Below are 15,059 nucleotides of genomic sequence, written 5' to 3'. Positions count from 1 at the left end.
TTCTCCACGCTCACGAAAGAGAGAGGCATTCTGCACATCGCGCGGCCGACATGAAGGGGCATGGCGGCCACGCCGCCGATGGCGCCGCCGCTATGGCCGCCGCGCCACATCCTGGTGCCCCACCGCGCCGGCCTTTCCACCTGCCGGCAGGAAAGGCGGCACCAGCCTTCGGCGCCGGTGTTCCGGGCCGCAGCCCGGGACCGGTGCGTCAGGCCGCCCGCATCTGCGCCAGCAGCGCCTGCAGCTCGCTGCGCAGCGTGCCGCCCTGCTGGCCCAGGTCGCGGCCGAGCCGGTCCAGCCCGGCCGCCGCCTCGGCCGCGCCGGCGGCGGCGCTGCTCACCCCCTCGACCTCCCGCGTCACCCGGCTGGTGCCATCGGCGGCCTCCTGCACGTTGCGGGCGATCTCCCGGGTGGCGGCGCCCTGCTGCTCGACCGCGGCGGCGATGCTGCCGGCGATATGGTCGACCTCGGCGATGACGCCGGCGATGCCGCTGATGGCGCCGGCCGCCTGCTGCGCCGCCTGCTGCATGCCGGCGATCTGCGCGCTGATCTCCTCGGTGGCGCGGGCGGTCTGCGCCGCCAGGTTCTTCACCTCGCTGGCGACGACGGCGAAGCCCTTCCCCGCCTCGCCGGCGCGCGCCGCCTCGATGGTGGCGTTCAGCGCCAGCAGGTTGGTCTGCCCGGCAATGTCGCCGATCAGCTGCACGACCTCGCCGATCCGCTCGGAGCTCGAGGACAATTGCCGCACCGTGCCATCGGCGGCGCTGCTGCGCTCCAGCGCGCGGCGGGCGACGCTGGCGGCCTCGGCCACCTGGCGGGTGATCTCGGAGATGGCGGCGTTCAGCTCGTCGGCCGCCGCCGCGACGGTCTGCACATTGGTCGAGGCCAGGTCCGCCCCCTGCGCCGCGCCGGCGCCGCGGCTGCCCACCGTCTCGATGCTGGCGAGCAGGGCGGTCGCGCTGCGCTGCAGCCGGGTGGCGCTCTGCGCCAGCTCCTCGCTCACCGCACCGATCCGCGCCTCGACCTGGCCGGCCAGGTCGAGCGTCGCCTGCCGCCGCTCCACCTCCACCCGCTGCCGCTGCCGCGCCTGGTCCGCGCGCATCGCCTCCGCCTCGACGGTGCCCTGGCGCAGCACCTCCATCGCCTGGGCGACCGCGCCGATCTCGTCGCGCCGGGCGCGTCCCGGCACCTCCAGCGCGGTCTGGCCGCCGGCCAGCTGCCGCGCCGCCTCGGCCAGCGCCGCCAGCGGGCGCGCCAGCCGCGCCGCCAGCCACCAGCCGGCCAGCAGCGCCAGCAGCGCCGTGCCCAGGGTGATCAGCAGCGCGTCGCGGTCGGTGCGGTCGCTGGCGGCCAGCCGGGCCTCGATATCGACGCCATATTCGATCAGCCCCAGCACCTGGCCGTCGATGCCGCGCAGGGCCTCGGTCGCCGCCTGCATCCGCGCGCCGCGCCAGGACACCGTCTGCGCCTGCGCCGCCTGCAGCCCGGCCGCGCGCTGCGCCGGCGACAGCAGCCCCTGCCCGCCGGTGGTCGAGCCGATCGGCGCCAGGCTGCCGGCGTTCACGCGGTAGATGGCGACCTCCGCCCCGCTCAGCGCCTTCATCCGCGCCGCCAGGCTGTCGCCGAGCGCCATGCCGAGATCGACCACGCCGACCACGCGCCCGCCCACGGAGACCGGCGTCACGGCGAAGACGCTGATATTGTCGCGCCCGGGCTCCAGCCCCGCCACCGGCGCGGCGCGCGACAGCGCCTCCCGCACCGTGGTGCGCCGGTCGCGGTAATTGTCGCCCGAGGCCGCCGGGTCGTGCGCACGCAGCAGCACCGTCCCTCCGGCATCGGCGAAGGTCAGGATCACCCGGCCGAAACGCTGCGCCATGTCCTGGAACACGGCCGCCGTCTCCGCCTGCAAGGCGGCCTTGTTGCCGTCCCGCAGCGCCGCCACCACGGCGGGCGCGTTCGCCACCGTGCTGCCCAGCGCCGTCGCCAGGCGCTGCTCCTCGCCCAGCGACAGCATCAGGCTCTGCCGCAGCTGCACCATGCGCCGCGCCAGCTCCTGCTCCTCCGCCGCATCGCGCTGCAGCGCACCCACCAGCGTCAGCAGCAGCGAGGCCCCCAGGCTGGCGCCCAGGATCGCCAGCACCATCCGCGCCCGCAGCGACCGGAAAGGCATTACATTCTTCCTTGATGTCGACAGGAAGAATGGCGAATCCGGATTAAGGGAGGGAAAAGAGCGGCGGCACCCGACGCCTCAGCGCAGGGGATCGGTGTCGCGCGCGCCGCCCCAGCCATCGCTGCGGTCCAGCGCCGCGATGGCCTCCTGGGTGCGGCCGGTGGCGATGGCGGCCTCGGGCAGCGGCCCGGGCTGGCCCAGGCGCTGCAAGGTCAGCGCCGGGCCGGCCTGGAACATCGCGCCCGGCAGCGCCGCCGCGGTATCGCCCTTCGCCTCGATGACGCCGGCGGCCCTGGCCAGCGCCGGGATCACCTGCTCGGGCAGCGCGGTGGCCGAGATGCCGATGGCCTGCCGCACCTCGCGCACGGCGCCGCGCAGCGACATCGCCAGGCCCGGCGGCAGCGCGGCATAGCGCGCATCCGTGGTCAGCACCTGGGCGAGGTACTCCAGGCGGGCGGCAGCGCGGGCGGTCTCGGCGGGGCGGCCCTCCAGCCCGGCGCCCTGGTTGTCGAAGGCGGCGGCCGCCAGCCGCGTCGCATTGCGCACCGGATCCTCCGGGCCCTGCACCAGCTCCAGCGGCAGCTCGACGCGCGGCCGCGGGGTGCGCAGCTCGGCGCAGCCGGGCAGCAGCAGCGCCCCCGCCAGCAGCGCCGGGAGGACCGGAATTCGGGCAAGACGCATGGCGGGCACTCCGTCGGGGTTCCGCCCCATTCTGCCGCAGCCCCGCCGCTTCGCCAAACCTCGCGCGCGAGGCGCGCCGGAAGACCCGAAGCGCCCCACCCCACCCGGCGGCCCTAGCGGCGCAGGAAGCCGATGTCGAAATCCTCCATCGGGCCGAATTCCCAGTAGCGCAGCGCCGCCCGCGTCGCCGCATTGGCCTGCGGCAGCCGCGGCATGGCGCCCAGCCGGCGCCAGAGCGCCTCCGGCCCGGCGGCGGAGAGCGCGGGCGGGATCTGCCCGGCCGCCGCCGGCTCACCGCCGGGCGCGCTGGCGGCGGCGGCCATGGCGTCGATCACCTGCTGTGGCGGCACCGCCTCGTCGATATCGAGCCAGGCGCGCACCTCGCTGCGGGCGGCCTGCAGCATCGGCGCGATCATGCCGATATCGCCGGAGACGCGGCCGGAGGGCAGTTCGACGGCCAGGTATTCGAGCTGCGCCACCGCCAGCGCCGCCAGCGACGGCCGGCCCTGCAGCCGCACCGGCGCGGCGAAGGCGGCCGCCGCGCCGCGCAGGGCGGCGGTGGTCGGGTTGGGCGCGCCGGCCACCGCCGGTCCCTGCAGCAGGGCCGGCGGCAGGCGGGCGGGCGGCGGCGGCGGCGCGGCGCAGCCGGCCGCCAGGGCCAGCAGCAGGGCCGGGAGAAGCCGGCCCGCCCGCCGGCGCCTCAGGTGGCCAGCGAGGTGCGGTGCCGCTTGGCCAGCTCGACATAATGCACGGCGGTCTTGTCCCATTGGGCGCGTTCCTCGGCGGTCATCACGCGGGCCAGGCGCGCCGGCGAGCCGAGCCAGAGCTCGTTCGGGCCGATGCGCTTGTTCGGCGCCAGCAGCCCGCCGGCGCCCAGCATGCCGCCCTCCTCGATCACCGCGCCGTCGAGCACGGTGGCGCCCATGCCGACGAAGGCGCGGTCCTTGAGGGTGCAGGCATGGATGATGCAGGCATGGCCGACGGTGACGTCGTTGCCGATCAACGCGGGAAACTTGCCGGCGTTGACGTGGACGATGGTGCCGTCCTGGATATTCGTGCGGGCGCCGATGCGGATGATGTTGGTGTCGCCGCGCAGCACGCAATGATACCAGACCGAGGCGTCCTCGCCGAGCTCGACATCGCCGATGACGGCGGCGGAGGGGGCGACGAAGGCGGTGGGATCGATGGCCGGCATGCGGCCTTCAAACGGATAGAGCGGAGCCATGGTCTGGACGCGTTCCCTTCTGGGTTGGTGGGGTCTTCTTGCTTTCTTACAGAAATAGATGAGGGGTCCGGGGAGAATACCTTCTCCCCGGCCCTTTTTCTGCTTTATGCCGCCGCTGCCTGCGCCGCCTGCAGGTTCAGCATGATCCGGATGTTCTGAACCGCCGCCCCCGACGCCCCCTTCCCCAGATTGTCGAGCCGCGCGACGAGCACCGCCTGGTGCCGGTCGTCATTGCCGAAGACGCGCAGCTCCATGGCGTTGGTATCATTCAGCGCCTCGGGCTCGAGCTTGGCGCTGCCGGCGGTGGGCACGACCTTGACCCATTCGGAGCCGGCGTAATGGGCCGCCAGCGCCGCCTCCAGCTGCGAGGCCCTGGGCGTGCCGGGCAGCATGTCGAGATGCAGCGGGATGGAGACCAGCATGCCCTGGCGGTAGTGGCCGACGGAGGGCACGAAGATCGGCCGCCGGGTCAGGCCGGAATAGAGCTGCAGCTCGGGGACATGCTTGTGCTCGAGGCCGAGGCCGTAGAGCTCGAAGGCCGGCGCGCTGCCGCCCTCATAGCTTTCGATCATCGCCTTGCCGCCGCCGGAATAGCCGGAGACGGCGTTGACGGTGACCGGGTGGTCAGGGGGCAGCAGCCCGGCATCGACCAGCGGCCGCAGCAGGGCAATGCCGCCGGTCGGGTAGCAGCCCGGATTGGCGACATTCTGCGCCGCCGCCACCCTGGCCGCCTGGGCCGGGTTCAGCTCGGGGAAGCCGAAGGCCCAGGCCGGGTCGACGCGGTGCGCGGTGGAGGCGTCGAGCAGCTTCGGCGCATCCTGGCCGAGCGAGGCGGCCATGGCGGCGGCCTCCTTGGCGGCGGCATCGGGCAGGCAGAGCACCACCAGGTCGACTTCCGCCATCAGCGCGCGCTTGGCCTCGGGGTCCTTGCGGCGCGCTGGATCGATCGAGCGGAGCACGATGCCCGGCAGGGCCTCGAGGCGCTGGCGGATGCCCAGGCCCGTGGTGCCGGCTTCGCCGTCGATGAAGATGGCAGGCAGTGAACCCTTGGCCATGAGGCCCTCCTTCAGGGTCGGAGACGGTGTCAGAGCATACAGAAAGGGCGGGTCCTTGCGGACCCGCCCTTGCCGATAAACAGTCCTCGAACGGACCGGCGCGAACGCCGGTCCGCCCAGCGTCAGCGCTTGCTGAACTGGAAGGAGCGTCGCGCCTTCGCCTTGCCGTACTTCTTCCGCTCGACGACGCGCGGGTCGCGGGTCAGGAAGCCGGCCTTCTTGAGGATGCCACGCAGGGCAGGCTCATAGTTGACCAGGGCGCGGCTGAGGCCGTGGCGCACCGCGCCGGCCTGGCCGGAGAGGCCGCCGCCGACCACGGTCGCGTAGATGTCGAACTGCTGGTAGCGGTCCGTCACCAGGAAGGGCTGAGCGATCAGCATGCGCAGCACGGGGCGCGCGAAATACTGGCTCTGCTTCTTGCCGTTGATCAGGATCTCGCCCTTGCCGGGCTTGATCCAGACGCGGGCGATCGCGTTCTTGCGGCGGCCGGTGCCGTAGGAGCGACCGAACTGGTCGCGCTTCGGCTCCCGCGGAGCGGACGATTCACCAGCAGCCGGGGTGCCGGCAACCAGGTTCTTCAGCTCGGAGAGGGAGGAGGCGGTGGTCTGCTCGCTCATAATCAAGCCACCTTGTTCTTGCGGTTCAGGGCGGCGACGTCGAGCGACTGGGGCTGCGCGCCGGCATGCGGGTGCTCGGCACCGGCATAGACGTGCAGGTTCTTCATCTGCTTCCGGCCGAGCGGACCGCGCGTGATCATGCGCTCCACGGCCTTCTCGATGACGCGCTCCGGGAAGCGGCCTTCGAGGCGCTCCCGCATGGTGCGCTCCTTGATGCCGCCGGCATAGCCGGTGTGCCAGTAGAAGACCGACTGCTCGGCCTTGTTACCGGTCACGCGGACCTTCTCGGCGTTGACGATGACGACATGGTCGCCACAGTCGACATGCGGGGTGAATTGCGGCTTGTGCTTGCCGCGGAGGCGATTGGCAACGATGGTGGCGAGGCGGCCGAGCACGAGGCCCTCCGCATCGATCAACACCCAGCCCTTCTTGACCTCCGCCGGCTTCAGCGAGCGGGTCTGCGTGGTCAGCATGATCGGCTTCTGCTTAGTCCTGTAAGAGGCGCGCCTTATCCCTGCTGGGCGTCTGGGGGTCAAGGGAAAAAGCTGTGGTATTGAGATACCGCATTTCCAGGGTGCGTCAAAAGTCGCATAACATACTGATTTTACTTGATTAATTTTCGGGCTGGCGGAAGGCATGGCGGGCAAAAGCGCGCCATTGGCAAAGAAATTCGCGGCGAATCAGGACCGCGTGGGGGCTGGCGAGCCGTCTGGCCGCCCTCGCCCCTGCTAGGAACAGCGCGTCCAGGGCCCGCGATCGAGATGAAAATGGTCGCGGTGGGCGGCGTTGTAGTCCGGCCCCAGCACCGCCCGGAAACTGCGGCAGGCGCCGTCGCGCACGGCGCGCAGGAAGGCACCGCGGCCATCGGCGGCATCCCAGTCGCGCGGCAGCATCACGCTGCGGCCATCGGCCAGGGTGAAGCCGGCGATGTCCAGCGCATTGGCGGTGGCATGCTGGCTGCGGCGGCCCTGCGCCCGGCCATAGACGTTGCGGCAGTTGTAGCTGCCGAGATGGCGCACCGCCGTCACCCGGCTGCCCAGATGGGCCAGGGCGGCCTGCTGCAGCGCATGGCGCTCGAACAGCGCCCAGGCGGCGGCCAGCGGGCAGGTCACCACCGGGCGGTTGGGGGAGAATTCCACCTGCGAGCCCTGCAGCCGCAGCGCGTTGCGGATCGGGCAGCCCTGGCCCGACTCCCGGTCGGCGACGCGGGCCACCGGCATCTCCGAGGCCGCGAAGGCGGCGAAGCAGCTCTCGGGCTGGCTCTGCAGGCGGGCGAGCTTCAGGCCGGTCAGGAAATTCGGCTCGGCGCGGAAGTCGAGGGGCGCGGCCGGGTCCCAGCGCGGCGGCGGCCGCCAGACCCCCTGCCAATAGGCGATGCCCGCCAGCAGCGGGAGCAGGAGCAGCAGCCAGGCCAGCAGGCGTCGGATCATCCCGCTGGATATGGGGGCCGGCGCGGTCTTTGCCGAGGGGTGGGCTTGCCGGCCGCGCCCCGTGGCGCAAAGCTGTCGGCCACCCGATCCAGAACTGCCGGAACACCGCCCATGCCCGTGCTAAACCGCATCGCCGCCTTCCACGACGAAATGACCGCCTGGCGCCAGGACTTCCACCGCCATCCGGAGCTGGCCTTCGAGGAGGTGCGGACCAGCGGCATCGTCGCCGAGAAGCTGAAGAGCTTCGGCGTCGACGAGGTGGTGACCGGCATCGCCAAGACCGGCGTGGTCGGCGTGATCCGCGGCAGCGCCCCCGGGGGCGCGATCGGCCTGCGCGCCGACATGGACGCGCTGCCGATCCTGGAGGAGAGCGGCGTCGCCTATTCCTCCACCATCCCGGGCAAGATGCATGCCTGCGGCCATGACGGCCATACCTCGATGCTGCTGGGGGCGGCCAAGTACCTGGCCGAGACCCGCAACTTCGCCGGCACCGTCTATGTCTTTTTCCAGCCGGCCGAGGAATCCGGCGGCGGCGCCGAGGTGATGGTGAAGGAGGGCCTGTTCGACCGCTTCCCCGTCGACCGCGTCTTCGGCATCCACAACTGGCCGTCGCTGCCGGCCGGCGAATTCGCCTGGCGCGTCGGGCCGCTGATGGCCGCCGTCGCCGATATCGACATCACGGTGACCGGCAAGGGCGCGCATGGCGCCATGCCGCACCAGGGCAACGACCCGGTGGTGATCGCGGCGCAGATCGTCACCGCCTTCCAGTCGATCGTCGCCCGCAACATCGAGCCGGTCGAGGCCGGCGTGGTCACCATCGGCAGCATCACCGGCGGCCATGCCTTCAACGTCATCCCCGAAAGCGTCCGCCTGCACGGCACCGCGCGCTGGTTCAAGCCGGAGATCGGCGACGTGCTGGAGAGCAAGGTGACCGAGCTCGCCACCGGCATCGCCGCCGCCTATGGCGCCCGCGCCGACGTCAAGTTCACCCGCATGTATCCGGCGACGATCAACGAGGAGGCCTCGACGAAGCTCGCCATCCGCGCCGCCGGCACCGTCTCCGGCGAGGGCAAGGTGGCCGAGCTGCCGAAGCCCACCATGGGCGGCGAGGATTTCGCCTTCATGCTGAACGAGAAGCCCGGCGCCTATCTGTTCCTGGGCGGTGGCAAGTCGGCCGGCGACCCGCAGGTGCACCATCCGAAGTATGACTTCAACGACGCCATCCTGCCGGTCGGCGCCAGCTTCTTCGCGACGCTGGCCGAGCAGCTGCTGCCGAAGTGACTCGGTCGGGCGGCCGCGCCGTGGGTGGGAAGGACGGGCGCGGCGCGCGGCCGCGGCGCGACCTGTCAGGTCGTGCCATGACCGGGCCGGCCCGCCCGTCCTCGCCACGCTGACACGGCAGTCCGAAAGACATGTGCGGGCGCTACTTCCGGCAGAAGGAGATCGTCGACCTCGCCGCCTATTTCGAGGTCGACACCCCACTGCCCAATGACGCGGCGCCCTCCTGGAACGTGGCGCCGACGCAGCAGGCGCCGGTGCTGCGGCGCAATCCGCAGAGCGGCGCCCGCCACCTCGACGTCCTGCGCTGGGGGCTGGTGCCGCGCTGGGCCAAGGATGCCTCCGGCGCGGCCAGGCTGATGAATGCCCGCGCCGACGGCATCGACACCAAGCCCTCCTTCCGCGAGGCTTTCCTCAGGCGCCGCTGCCTGGTGCCTGCCGACGGCTTCTATGAATGGCGGCAGGAGGACGGCCGGAAGCAGCCCTATGCGGTCGCGCTGCGCTTGGGGCAGCCGATGGCGCTGGCCGGGCTGTGGGAAGGCTGGCAGCAGCCGGATGGCACCTGGCTGAAGACCTTCTCCATCGTCACCACCGAGGCCAATGCCAAGCAGGCGCTGGTGCACCACCGCATGCCGGTGATCCTGGCGCGGGAGGACTGGCCGCTCTGGCTCGGCGAGGCGGAAGGCGATCCGCGCCCGCTGCTGCGTCCGAGCCCGGCCGAGGATCTTGCCTGCTGGCCGGTCGGCGCGCGCGTCGGCAAATTCACCGAGAATGATGCCGGGCTGATCGCCCGCGACCCGGCGGCGCGGCCGCCGCCCGAGCTCGACGACCCCTCCCCCTACGAGCCGCGATAGGTGGTGTAGGAGAAGGGCGAGCAGAGCAGCGGCACGTGGTAATGCCCCTGCCCCGCCGCCAGGCCGATGGCGACGGTGACAACGTCGAGGAAGCGCTCGGCCGGGCCGATGCCGCGCCCGGCAAAATAGTCGCCCATGAAGAAGCGCAGCTCGTAGCGGCCGGGGCGGAACGCCTCGGGCGGCAGTAGCGGCGCGCCGGGGCGGCCATCGGCATCGGTCACCGCGGCGGCGACGCGCTGCGGCGCCGGATCCATCCGCCAGAGTTCGATGGCGACGCCCGCGGCCGGGCGGCCCTCGGCGGTGTTCAGGACATGGGTGGAAAGGGCGCTGGCCTGGCTCATGCGGGCATCCTGCTTGCAATCGGGCGCGGCTGATCGAATCTGAGGGTGCCGCCGGCGCCCCTCGCCGACAAGTTCCCCGGAAGGAGACGCCGTGAGCCGCGACGCCAAGGTCACCCGCCTGAAGGTGCAGGACGAGGATTTCCTCGTCGCCTCGATGATCGAGCGCTGCCCGAGGACGATGATGATCCGCGAGCTGCTGCAGAACGCGCTGGAGGCGGCCGCCACCGCGCCGGAAGGGCAGCGGCGGGTGGAATTCTCGGCGCTGCCGGTGGAGGGCACCCGCAAGCTGGCGATCTGGAACAGCGGCCGCGGCATGACCGGGCCCGAGCTCTTCGCCATGGGCGACATCGCCGCCTCGATCCGCAAGGAGACCGGGCTCGACCGCAATTTCGGCATGGGGGCGAAGGTGGCGGCGCTGCCCTCCAACACCCGCGGCCTGCGCTACCGCTCGGCGCATGAGGGCGCGGTCCACGAGGTGGTGATCGGCCGGTTCGAGGGCGTCTATGGCCGGCTGCGGCGCCCCGGGCCGGAGGGCGCGATGGCCGACGTGATCCCGGCGACCACGGCCGCCCGCGCCGAGGGCCGCGACCCGGCCGCCGACTGGACCGAGGTGGTGCTGCTCGGCCAGGCGCCGGGGCAGGACACCACGCTGGACCCCTATCACGGCCAGCCCAAGGTCTCGCCGCGCTGGCTGCCGCACACCATCACCCACCGCTTCTTCCGCTTTCCCGCCGGCATCGAGGTGGTGCTGCAGCCCGGCGTCGCCGGCAACAAGGCGGCGGTCGCGGTGCAAAGCCTGGCGGCGCGGCTGGCCGCCCTGAGGCCAGAGGACGGCGCCGGCTACGAGGCGGTGCGGCTGCCGGACGGCACGGTGCTGCACTATGCCTTCGACCCCGAGGCCAGCCTGGCCGAGGCGCGCAAGAGCCTCGGCGCCGTGGTGCATCGCGACGAGATCTACGGCCTGCTCTGGGGCGCCGCCTGGCGGCGGGAGGCGCCGGGCTTCGGCATCCCCTTCCTGTCGCGCCACGTCAGCCTGCTGGTCGAGCTGCCCGACACCTATCCGGTGCAGCCCGAGGCCTATCGCGAATTCCTGCGCTATCGCGGCGGCAGCCAGGCGCAGGTCAGGCTGCTCGACTTCGCCGGGCTGCTGGCGAAGCACCTGCCACGCTGGCTGTCGGCGAAGCTGGCCGAGGCGCAGCCCGAGGCGCTCTATGCCGAGGAAGCCCGGCAGACCATGCAGGAGCTGCTGGAGCGGCTGGAGGTGGCGCGGCTGCGGCCGCGCGCCCAGCCGGCCGTGGCCGCCGCGGCGCCTGCCGCGCCCCGCGCCGCCACCGATGCCGCCGCGCCGCCTAGCTCGCCACCGGGTCCGCCCCCGGGTCCGGTCTTCGAGGTGCCACCGGCGCTGGTGCTGCTGCGCGACGCGCAGGAGATCGCCGACCGCGACCTCGCCGAGCGGGCGGCGGCCTATTATGCCGAGACGCACCAGCTGCATGTGAACCTCGCCTATCCGGCGGTCGGGCTGCTGGCCGAGCGGCTGCGGGCGCTGGCGCCGCCGGAGGCCGAGCCCGAGGCGGTGGCGGCCGCCGCCCAGCTGGTGGCCGAGCGGGCGATGGTGCTGCGCCTGGCCCGTGCTTTGGCGCATGGGCTGGCGAAGCGCGGCCAGAAGGCCTGGCGCGACGCCCAGGTGAAGCATGTGCTGTCGCCCGAGGGGCTGACGCTCGCCGCCGACGACAACGAGACCGGCTGGCTCGACAGCGAGCAGGCGATGCGCACTGCCCTGCTGATGGCTGCTGCCGACTGACAGAAGGGGGACCGGGGGAATACTTTCCCCCGGCCTTGCTGGCTCATTCGATCTTCAGCCCCGTTTGCTCCACGACCCCCTTGAACCGTGCGAATTCCGCCGCGAGGAAGGCTTTCGTCGTCTCCGGCGTGCTGTCGTCGCGCGGATCGGTGCCGCTGGTGGAGAGCCGCTCGCGCACGGCCGCCTCGCGCAGCGCGCCATTGGCGGCGCGGTTGAGAAGGGCGACCACCTCGGCCGGGGTGTCCTTGGGCGCCACCAGCGCGGTCCAGGTGGAGAGCTCGTATTCCTTGACCCCGGCCTCGGCGAGGGTCGGCACGTTCGGGAAGCTGCGGTCGCGGGTGGCGGTGGTGACCGCCAGCAGGGTGAGCTGCCCGTCGCGGATCTGGCCGACGATCGAGGCGATCTGGTCGACGGCGAAGAGCACCTCCTGCTTCAGCAGGGCCTCGGCGACCGAGCTGCCGCCGCGATAGGGGATGTGGTTGGCCGGCGCATCGGCCAGCTTGCTGAACAGCGCCGAGGCCAGATGCGAGACGCCGCCGACGCCGGAACTGGCATAGCCATGCTTGCCGCCATCGGCCCGCAGCTTCTGCACCAGCTCGGGGATCGACTTGATGCCGGAGGCGGTGGGGACCACCAGGCCGAGGGCGCTGGTGCCGACGATGGCGATCGGGGAGAAATCCTCGGCCGGGTTGTAGCGGGCGACGGCGGGCTGGGCGGCGGGCGCCACCGCCAGGGTCGAGGCGGAGCCGACCAGCAGGGTATAGCCGTCCGGCCGTGCCCGGCGGACATATTCGGCACCCAGCGCCGAGCCGGCGCCCGGCTTGTTCTCCACCACCACGCGGCCCTGCGGTCCCATTAGCGGGCCCATCCGGTCGGCCAGCACGCGGCCGGCGAGGTCGGTGGCGCCGGCCGGGGCGAAGGGCACGACGATGGTGATGGTGCGGTCGGGGAATTCGGCGGCGCTGGCCGGGCGGGCCAGCAGCAGGGCGGGCGCGGCCAGCCAGGCACGACGGGACACGGGATGCCGCAACAGGGGATTGCGCATCGGGACTTCCTCCATGGGTTCTTCTTCTGGGCGCCAGTGTCGAAGCCGGAACATGGGTGAGTCAACCGGATTGTCGACAATCCCGTCGCCGATTAGGCTAGGCCCGGACCCATCCCGGAGACTCCGATGCCGCAGGCCCTGCGCGCCGAGGCGCCGACCCCGCTGCCCGCCGCCATCGCCGCGGCCCTGGAAGAGGACATCGTCTTCGGCCGGCTGCATCCGCGCGAGCGGCTGATCGAGGAGGAACTGGCCGAGCGCTTCGCCGCCAGCCGGCACAATATCCGCGCTGCCCTCACCCTGCTGGAGGGGATCGGGCTGATCGAGCGCATTCCCAACCGCGGCGCGCTGGTCAAGGCCTACAGCCTGGCCGAGGTCGAGCAGCTCTATGCCCTGCGCGACCTGCTGGAGCGGCAGGCGGCGCAGCAGATGCCGCTGCCCCTGCCCGAGGCCGAGCTCGCCGCCCTGCGCGCGCTGCAGGCGGCGCATGACGCGGCGGTGGCAGCGGGCGATGCGCGGGCGGCCTTCCGGGCGAATCTCGCCTTCCACCGCGGCTTCTTCGCCCGTTGCGGCAATGCCTTCCTGGCCGAGGCGATCGAGCGGCTGGCGCAGCGGGCGCATGCCATTCGCTTCGCCGCCTTCCCCGACCCGGCGGCCCTGGCCCGCGCCCGCGACGAGCACCATGCGATGCTGGCGGCGCTGGCCAGCGGCGACCGCGAGGGCCTGACGCGGCTCTGCGGCAACCACCTGGCGCCGTCCCGCCAGGCCTATCTGCGCGCCCAGGCCGCCTTCCTGTCCGCCTGATTCCCCTGCCCGCCCCTCCGACCCCTGAGGAAGACCGTCCATGAGCGATGAGAAGCAAGAACCCGTCGGCCTGACCCGCGGCCTGACCAATTACGGCGACATGGATTTCGCCCGCTACCTGCGGCTGTCGATGGCCAGCGCCATGGGCTATTCGCGCGAGCTGATGAAGAAGCCGGTGATCGGCATCGCCGCCACCTATTCGGAATTCAACAACTGCCACCGGCTGGTGCCGGAGCTGGTCACCGCGGTGAAGCGCGGCGTGCTGGCCGCCGGCGGGCTGCCGCTGGAGTTCCCGACGATCTCCTTGGGCGAGGTGTTCCTCAACCCGACCAGCCTGTTCTTCCGCAACCTGATGGCCATGGACACCGAGGAGATGGTGCGCGGCCAGCCGATGGACGCGGTGGTGCTGGTCGGCGGCTGCGACAAGACGGTGCCGGCGCAGCTGATGGGCGCGGTCTCGGCCGATGTTCCCGCCATCCAGGTGGTGACCGGGCCCATGATGACCGGGCGCTGGCGCGGCGAGCGGCTCGGCGCCTGCACCGATTGCCGCCGCTTCTGGGCCAAGTACCGCGCCGGCGAGATCGACCAGACCACCATCGAGGAGGTCGAGGAGAACCTGGCCACCACCGCCGGCACCTGCGCGGTGATGGGCACCGCCAGCACCATGGCCTCGCTGGCCGAGGGGCTGGGCATGATGCTGCCGGGCACCGCCGCCATCCCCGCCGTGCATGCCGACCGCATCCGCGCGGCCGAGGCCTCCGGCAAGGCGGCGATGATGCTGGCGGCGAAGAAGATCAGGCCGAGCCAGATCATCACCGAGAAATCGGTGGAGAACGCGCTGCGGCTGCTGCTGGCGATCGGCGGCTCGACCAATGCCATCATCCACCTGACCGCCATCGCCGGACGGGCGGGCATCAAGATCGACCTGAACCGGCTGAACGAACTGTCGGACACCACCCCGGTGCTGGTCGACCTGAAGCCGACCGGCCCCTTCTACATGGAAGACCTGCATGTGGCCGGCGGCATCGGCGCGGTGCTGCGCGAGCTGAAGCCGCTGCTGCATCTCGACGCCCTGACCGTCTCCGGCCAGACGCTGGGCGAGCGGCTGGCGCAGCCGGCCGGCTATGTCGACCGCAACGTGGTCCGCACCCGGGAGGAGCCGCTGCAGCCGCAGGGCGGGCTGGTCGCCCTCTTCGGCAGCCTGGCACCGCGCGGCGCCATCCTGAAGCGGGCGGCGGCCGATCCGACGCTGTTCGAGAAGGAGGCCCGCGCCGTGGTCTTCAGCTCGCTGGAGGATCTGGCGCAGCGCATCGACAGCCCGGACCTCGACGCGACGGCGGATGATTTCCTGGTGCTGCAGAATGCCGGGCCGCTGTCGCCCTCGGGCATGCCGGAGGCCGGCTACCTGCCGATCCCGGCCAAGCTGGCGCGGGCGGGGGTGAAGGACATGGTGCGGATTTCCGACGCCCGCATGTCGGGCACCGCCTATGGCACCATCGTGCTGCATGTGACGCCGGATGCCGCCTCGGGCGGGCCGCTGGCGCTGGTGCGCAACGGCGACCGCATCCGCCTGTCGGTGCAGCAGCGCCGCATCGACCTGCTGGTGGACGAGGCCGAGCTGCAGCGCCGCCGCGACGCGCAAGCCGCCACCGCCGCCGAGCCGCCGCGCGGCTATGCCCGGCTGTACCGCCGCGAGGTGCTGCAGGCCGATGAGGGCTGCGACCTCGACTTCCTGCTGGCCAGGCCGAACAAGCCGTAAGG

The 15,059-nt window shown here is 72.2% G+C and carries 15 protein-coding genes; 5 read left to right on the top strand and 10 right to left on the bottom strand.

Annotation, left to right across the window (positions count from 1 at the left end):
- Window positions 1-208 precede the first annotated feature (208 nt).
- The 8 genes from WFI16_RS04730 to WFI16_RS04695 all read right to left on the bottom strand — a co-directional run bounded on the left by WFI16_RS04730 (window position 209) and on the right by WFI16_RS04695 (window position 7,178).
- Complete coding sequence (locus WFI16_RS04730) at window positions 209-2,170, bottom strand: methyl-accepting chemotaxis protein (protein ID WP_419896635.1); 1,962 nt, start codon at window positions 2,168-2,170, stop codon at window positions 209-211.
- Window positions 2,171-2,248: 78 nt separating this feature from the next.
- Complete coding sequence (locus WFI16_RS04725; RefSeq protein WP_419896634.1) at window positions 2,249-2,851, bottom strand: hypothetical protein; 603 nt, start codon at window positions 2,849-2,851, stop codon at window positions 2,249-2,251.
- Between the two features lie 113 nt (window positions 2,852-2,964).
- Complete coding sequence (locus tag WFI16_RS04720; RefSeq protein ID WP_419896633.1) at window positions 2,965-3,618, bottom strand: hypothetical protein; 654 nt, start codon at window positions 3,616-3,618, stop codon at window positions 2,965-2,967.
- Window positions 3,552-4,046 (bottom strand): gamma carbonic anhydrase family protein, encoded by a 495-nt coding sequence (locus WFI16_RS04715; RefSeq protein WP_419896632.1) that lies wholly within the window; start codon window positions 4,044-4,046, stop codon window positions 3,552-3,554. Before WFI16_RS04715 ends, WFI16_RS04720 begins: the two co-directional genes overlap by 67 nt.
- 134 nt (window positions 4,047-4,180) lie before the next feature.
- Entirely contained in the window at window positions 4,181-5,131 is a 951-nt protein-coding gene (gene argC / locus WFI16_RS04710; protein WP_419896631.1) for an N-acetyl-gamma-glutamyl-phosphate reductase, read from the bottom strand.
- Window positions 5,132-5,253: 122 nt separating this feature from the next.
- Window positions 5,254-5,748 (bottom strand): 30S ribosomal protein S9, encoded by a 495-nt coding sequence (rpsI, locus tag WFI16_RS04705; protein ID WP_419896630.1) that lies wholly within the window; start codon window positions 5,746-5,748, stop codon window positions 5,254-5,256.
- A 2-nt stretch (window positions 5,749-5,750) separates the two neighbouring features.
- A complete protein-coding gene (gene rplM / locus WFI16_RS04700) occupies window positions 5,751-6,221 on the bottom strand; it encodes a 50S ribosomal protein L13 (RefSeq protein ID WP_419896629.1) in 471 nt (156 codons plus the stop codon).
- Window positions 6,222-6,476: 255 nt separating this feature from the next.
- Window positions 6,477-7,178 (bottom strand): extensin-like domain-containing protein, encoded by a 702-nt coding sequence (locus WFI16_RS04695; RefSeq protein WP_419896628.1) that lies wholly within the window; start codon window positions 7,176-7,178, stop codon window positions 6,477-6,479.
- A 111-nt stretch (window positions 7,179-7,289) separates the two neighbouring features.
- On the opposite strand from WFI16_RS04695, the gene WFI16_RS04690 reads away from it, so the two are divergent.
- Window positions 7,290-8,459, top strand: a complete 1,170-nt coding sequence (locus WFI16_RS04690) for a M20 aminoacylase family protein (RefSeq protein ID WP_419896627.1) — start codon at window positions 7,290-7,292, stop codon at window positions 8,457-8,459.
- A gap of 131 nt (window positions 8,460-8,590) precedes the next feature.
- The gene (locus WFI16_RS04685) at window positions 8,591-9,310 is read left to right on the top strand and encodes an SOS response-associated peptidase (RefSeq protein WP_419896626.1); all 720 of its coding nucleotides are present in this window, start codon (window positions 8,591-8,593) and stop codon (window positions 9,308-9,310) included.
- On the opposite strand, the gene uraH is transcribed toward WFI16_RS04685, so the two are convergent.
- A complete protein-coding gene (gene uraH, locus WFI16_RS04680) occupies window positions 9,295-9,651 on the bottom strand; it encodes a hydroxyisourate hydrolase (protein ID WP_419896625.1) in 357 nt (118 codons plus the stop codon). The genes WFI16_RS04685 and uraH overlap by 16 nt on opposite strands.
- A gap of 91 nt (window positions 9,652-9,742) precedes the next feature.
- On the opposite strand from uraH, the gene WFI16_RS04675 reads away from it, so the two are divergent.
- Window positions 9,743-11,452: an ATP-binding protein gene (locus tag WFI16_RS04675; RefSeq protein ID WP_419896624.1), complete on the top strand. Its 1,710-nt coding sequence runs from the start codon at window positions 9,743-9,745 to the stop codon at window positions 11,450-11,452.
- Between the two features lie 43 nt (window positions 11,453-11,495).
- Here the strand turns inward: WFI16_RS04675 and WFI16_RS04670 are convergent, their stop codons facing one another.
- The gene (locus tag WFI16_RS04670) at window positions 11,496-12,497 is read right to left on the bottom strand and encodes a Bug family tripartite tricarboxylate transporter substrate binding protein (RefSeq protein ID WP_419896623.1); all 1,002 of its coding nucleotides are present in this window, start codon (window positions 12,495-12,497) and stop codon (window positions 11,496-11,498) included.
- Between the two features lie 126 nt (window positions 12,498-12,623).
- On the opposite strand from WFI16_RS04670, the gene WFI16_RS04665 reads away from it, so the two are divergent.
- Together WFI16_RS04665 and WFI16_RS04660 are read left to right on the top strand one after the other, a co-directional pair.
- Complete coding sequence (locus WFI16_RS04665; protein WP_419896622.1) at window positions 12,624-13,298, top strand: GntR family transcriptional regulator; 675 nt, start codon at window positions 12,624-12,626, stop codon at window positions 13,296-13,298.
- A gap of 40 nt (window positions 13,299-13,338) precedes the next feature.
- A complete protein-coding gene (locus WFI16_RS04660; RefSeq protein WP_419896621.1) occupies window positions 13,339-15,057 on the top strand; it encodes an IlvD/Edd family dehydratase in 1,719 nt (572 codons plus the stop codon).
- Window positions 15,058-15,059: the final 2 nt, after the last annotated feature.

The sequence above is a fragment of the Roseomonas sp. USHLN139 genome (assembly GCF_037145735.1).
Taxonomy (GTDB): domain Bacteria; phylum Pseudomonadota; class Alphaproteobacteria; order Acetobacterales; family Acetobacteraceae; genus Pseudoroseomonas.
The sequence above is the reverse complement of the archived record's forward strand: the minus strand, read 5'-3'. Positions and strand labels throughout refer to the sequence as shown.

Coding starts and splice junctions, on each gene's coding strand:
- WFI16_RS04730 (WP_419896635.1), bottom strand. CDS start 2,170: ATGCCTTTCCGGTCGCTGCGGGCGCGGATGGTGCTGGCGATCCTGGGC.
- WFI16_RS04725 (WP_419896634.1), bottom strand. CDS start 2,851: ATGCGTCTTGCCCGAATTCCGGTCCTCCCGGCGCTGCTGGCGGGGGCG.
- WFI16_RS04720 (WP_419896633.1), bottom strand. CDS start 3,618: ATGGGACAAGACCGCCGTGCATTATGTCGAGCTGGCCAAGCGGCACCG.
- WFI16_RS04715 (WP_419896632.1), bottom strand. CDS start 4,046: ATGCCGGCCATCGATCCCACCGCCTTCGTCGCCCCCTCCGCCGCCGTC.
- argC (WP_419896631.1), bottom strand. CDS start 5,131: ATGGCCAAGGGTTCACTGCCTGCCATCTTCATCGACGGCGAAGCCGGC.
- rpsI (WP_419896630.1), bottom strand. CDS start 5,748: ATGAGCGAGCAGACCACCGCCTCCTCCCTCTCCGAGCTGAAGAACCTG.
- rplM (WP_419896629.1), bottom strand. CDS start 6,221: ATGCTGACCACGCAGACCCGCTCGCTGAAGCCGGCGGAGGTCAAGAAG.
- WFI16_RS04695 (WP_419896628.1), bottom strand. CDS start 7,178: ATGATCCGACGCCTGCTGGCCTGGCTGCTGCTCCTGCTCCCGCTGCTG.
- WFI16_RS04690 (WP_419896627.1), top strand. CDS start 7,290: ATGCCCGTGCTAAACCGCATCGCCGCCTTCCACGACGAAATGACCGCC.
- WFI16_RS04685 (WP_419896626.1), top strand. CDS start 8,591: ATGTGCGGGCGCTACTTCCGGCAGAAGGAGATCGTCGACCTCGCCGCC.
- uraH (WP_419896625.1), bottom strand. CDS start 9,651: ATGAGCCAGGCCAGCGCCCTTTCCACCCATGTCCTGAACACCGCCGAG.
- WFI16_RS04670 (WP_419896623.1), bottom strand. CDS start 12,497: ATGCGCAATCCCCTGTTGCGGCATCCCGTGTCCCGTCGTGCCTGGCTG.
- WFI16_RS04665 (WP_419896622.1), top strand. CDS start 12,624: ATGCCGCAGGCCCTGCGCGCCGAGGCGCCGACCCCGCTGCCCGCCGCC.
- WFI16_RS04660 (WP_419896621.1), top strand. CDS start 13,339: ATGAGCGATGAGAAGCAAGAACCCGTCGGCCTGACCCGCGGCCTGACC.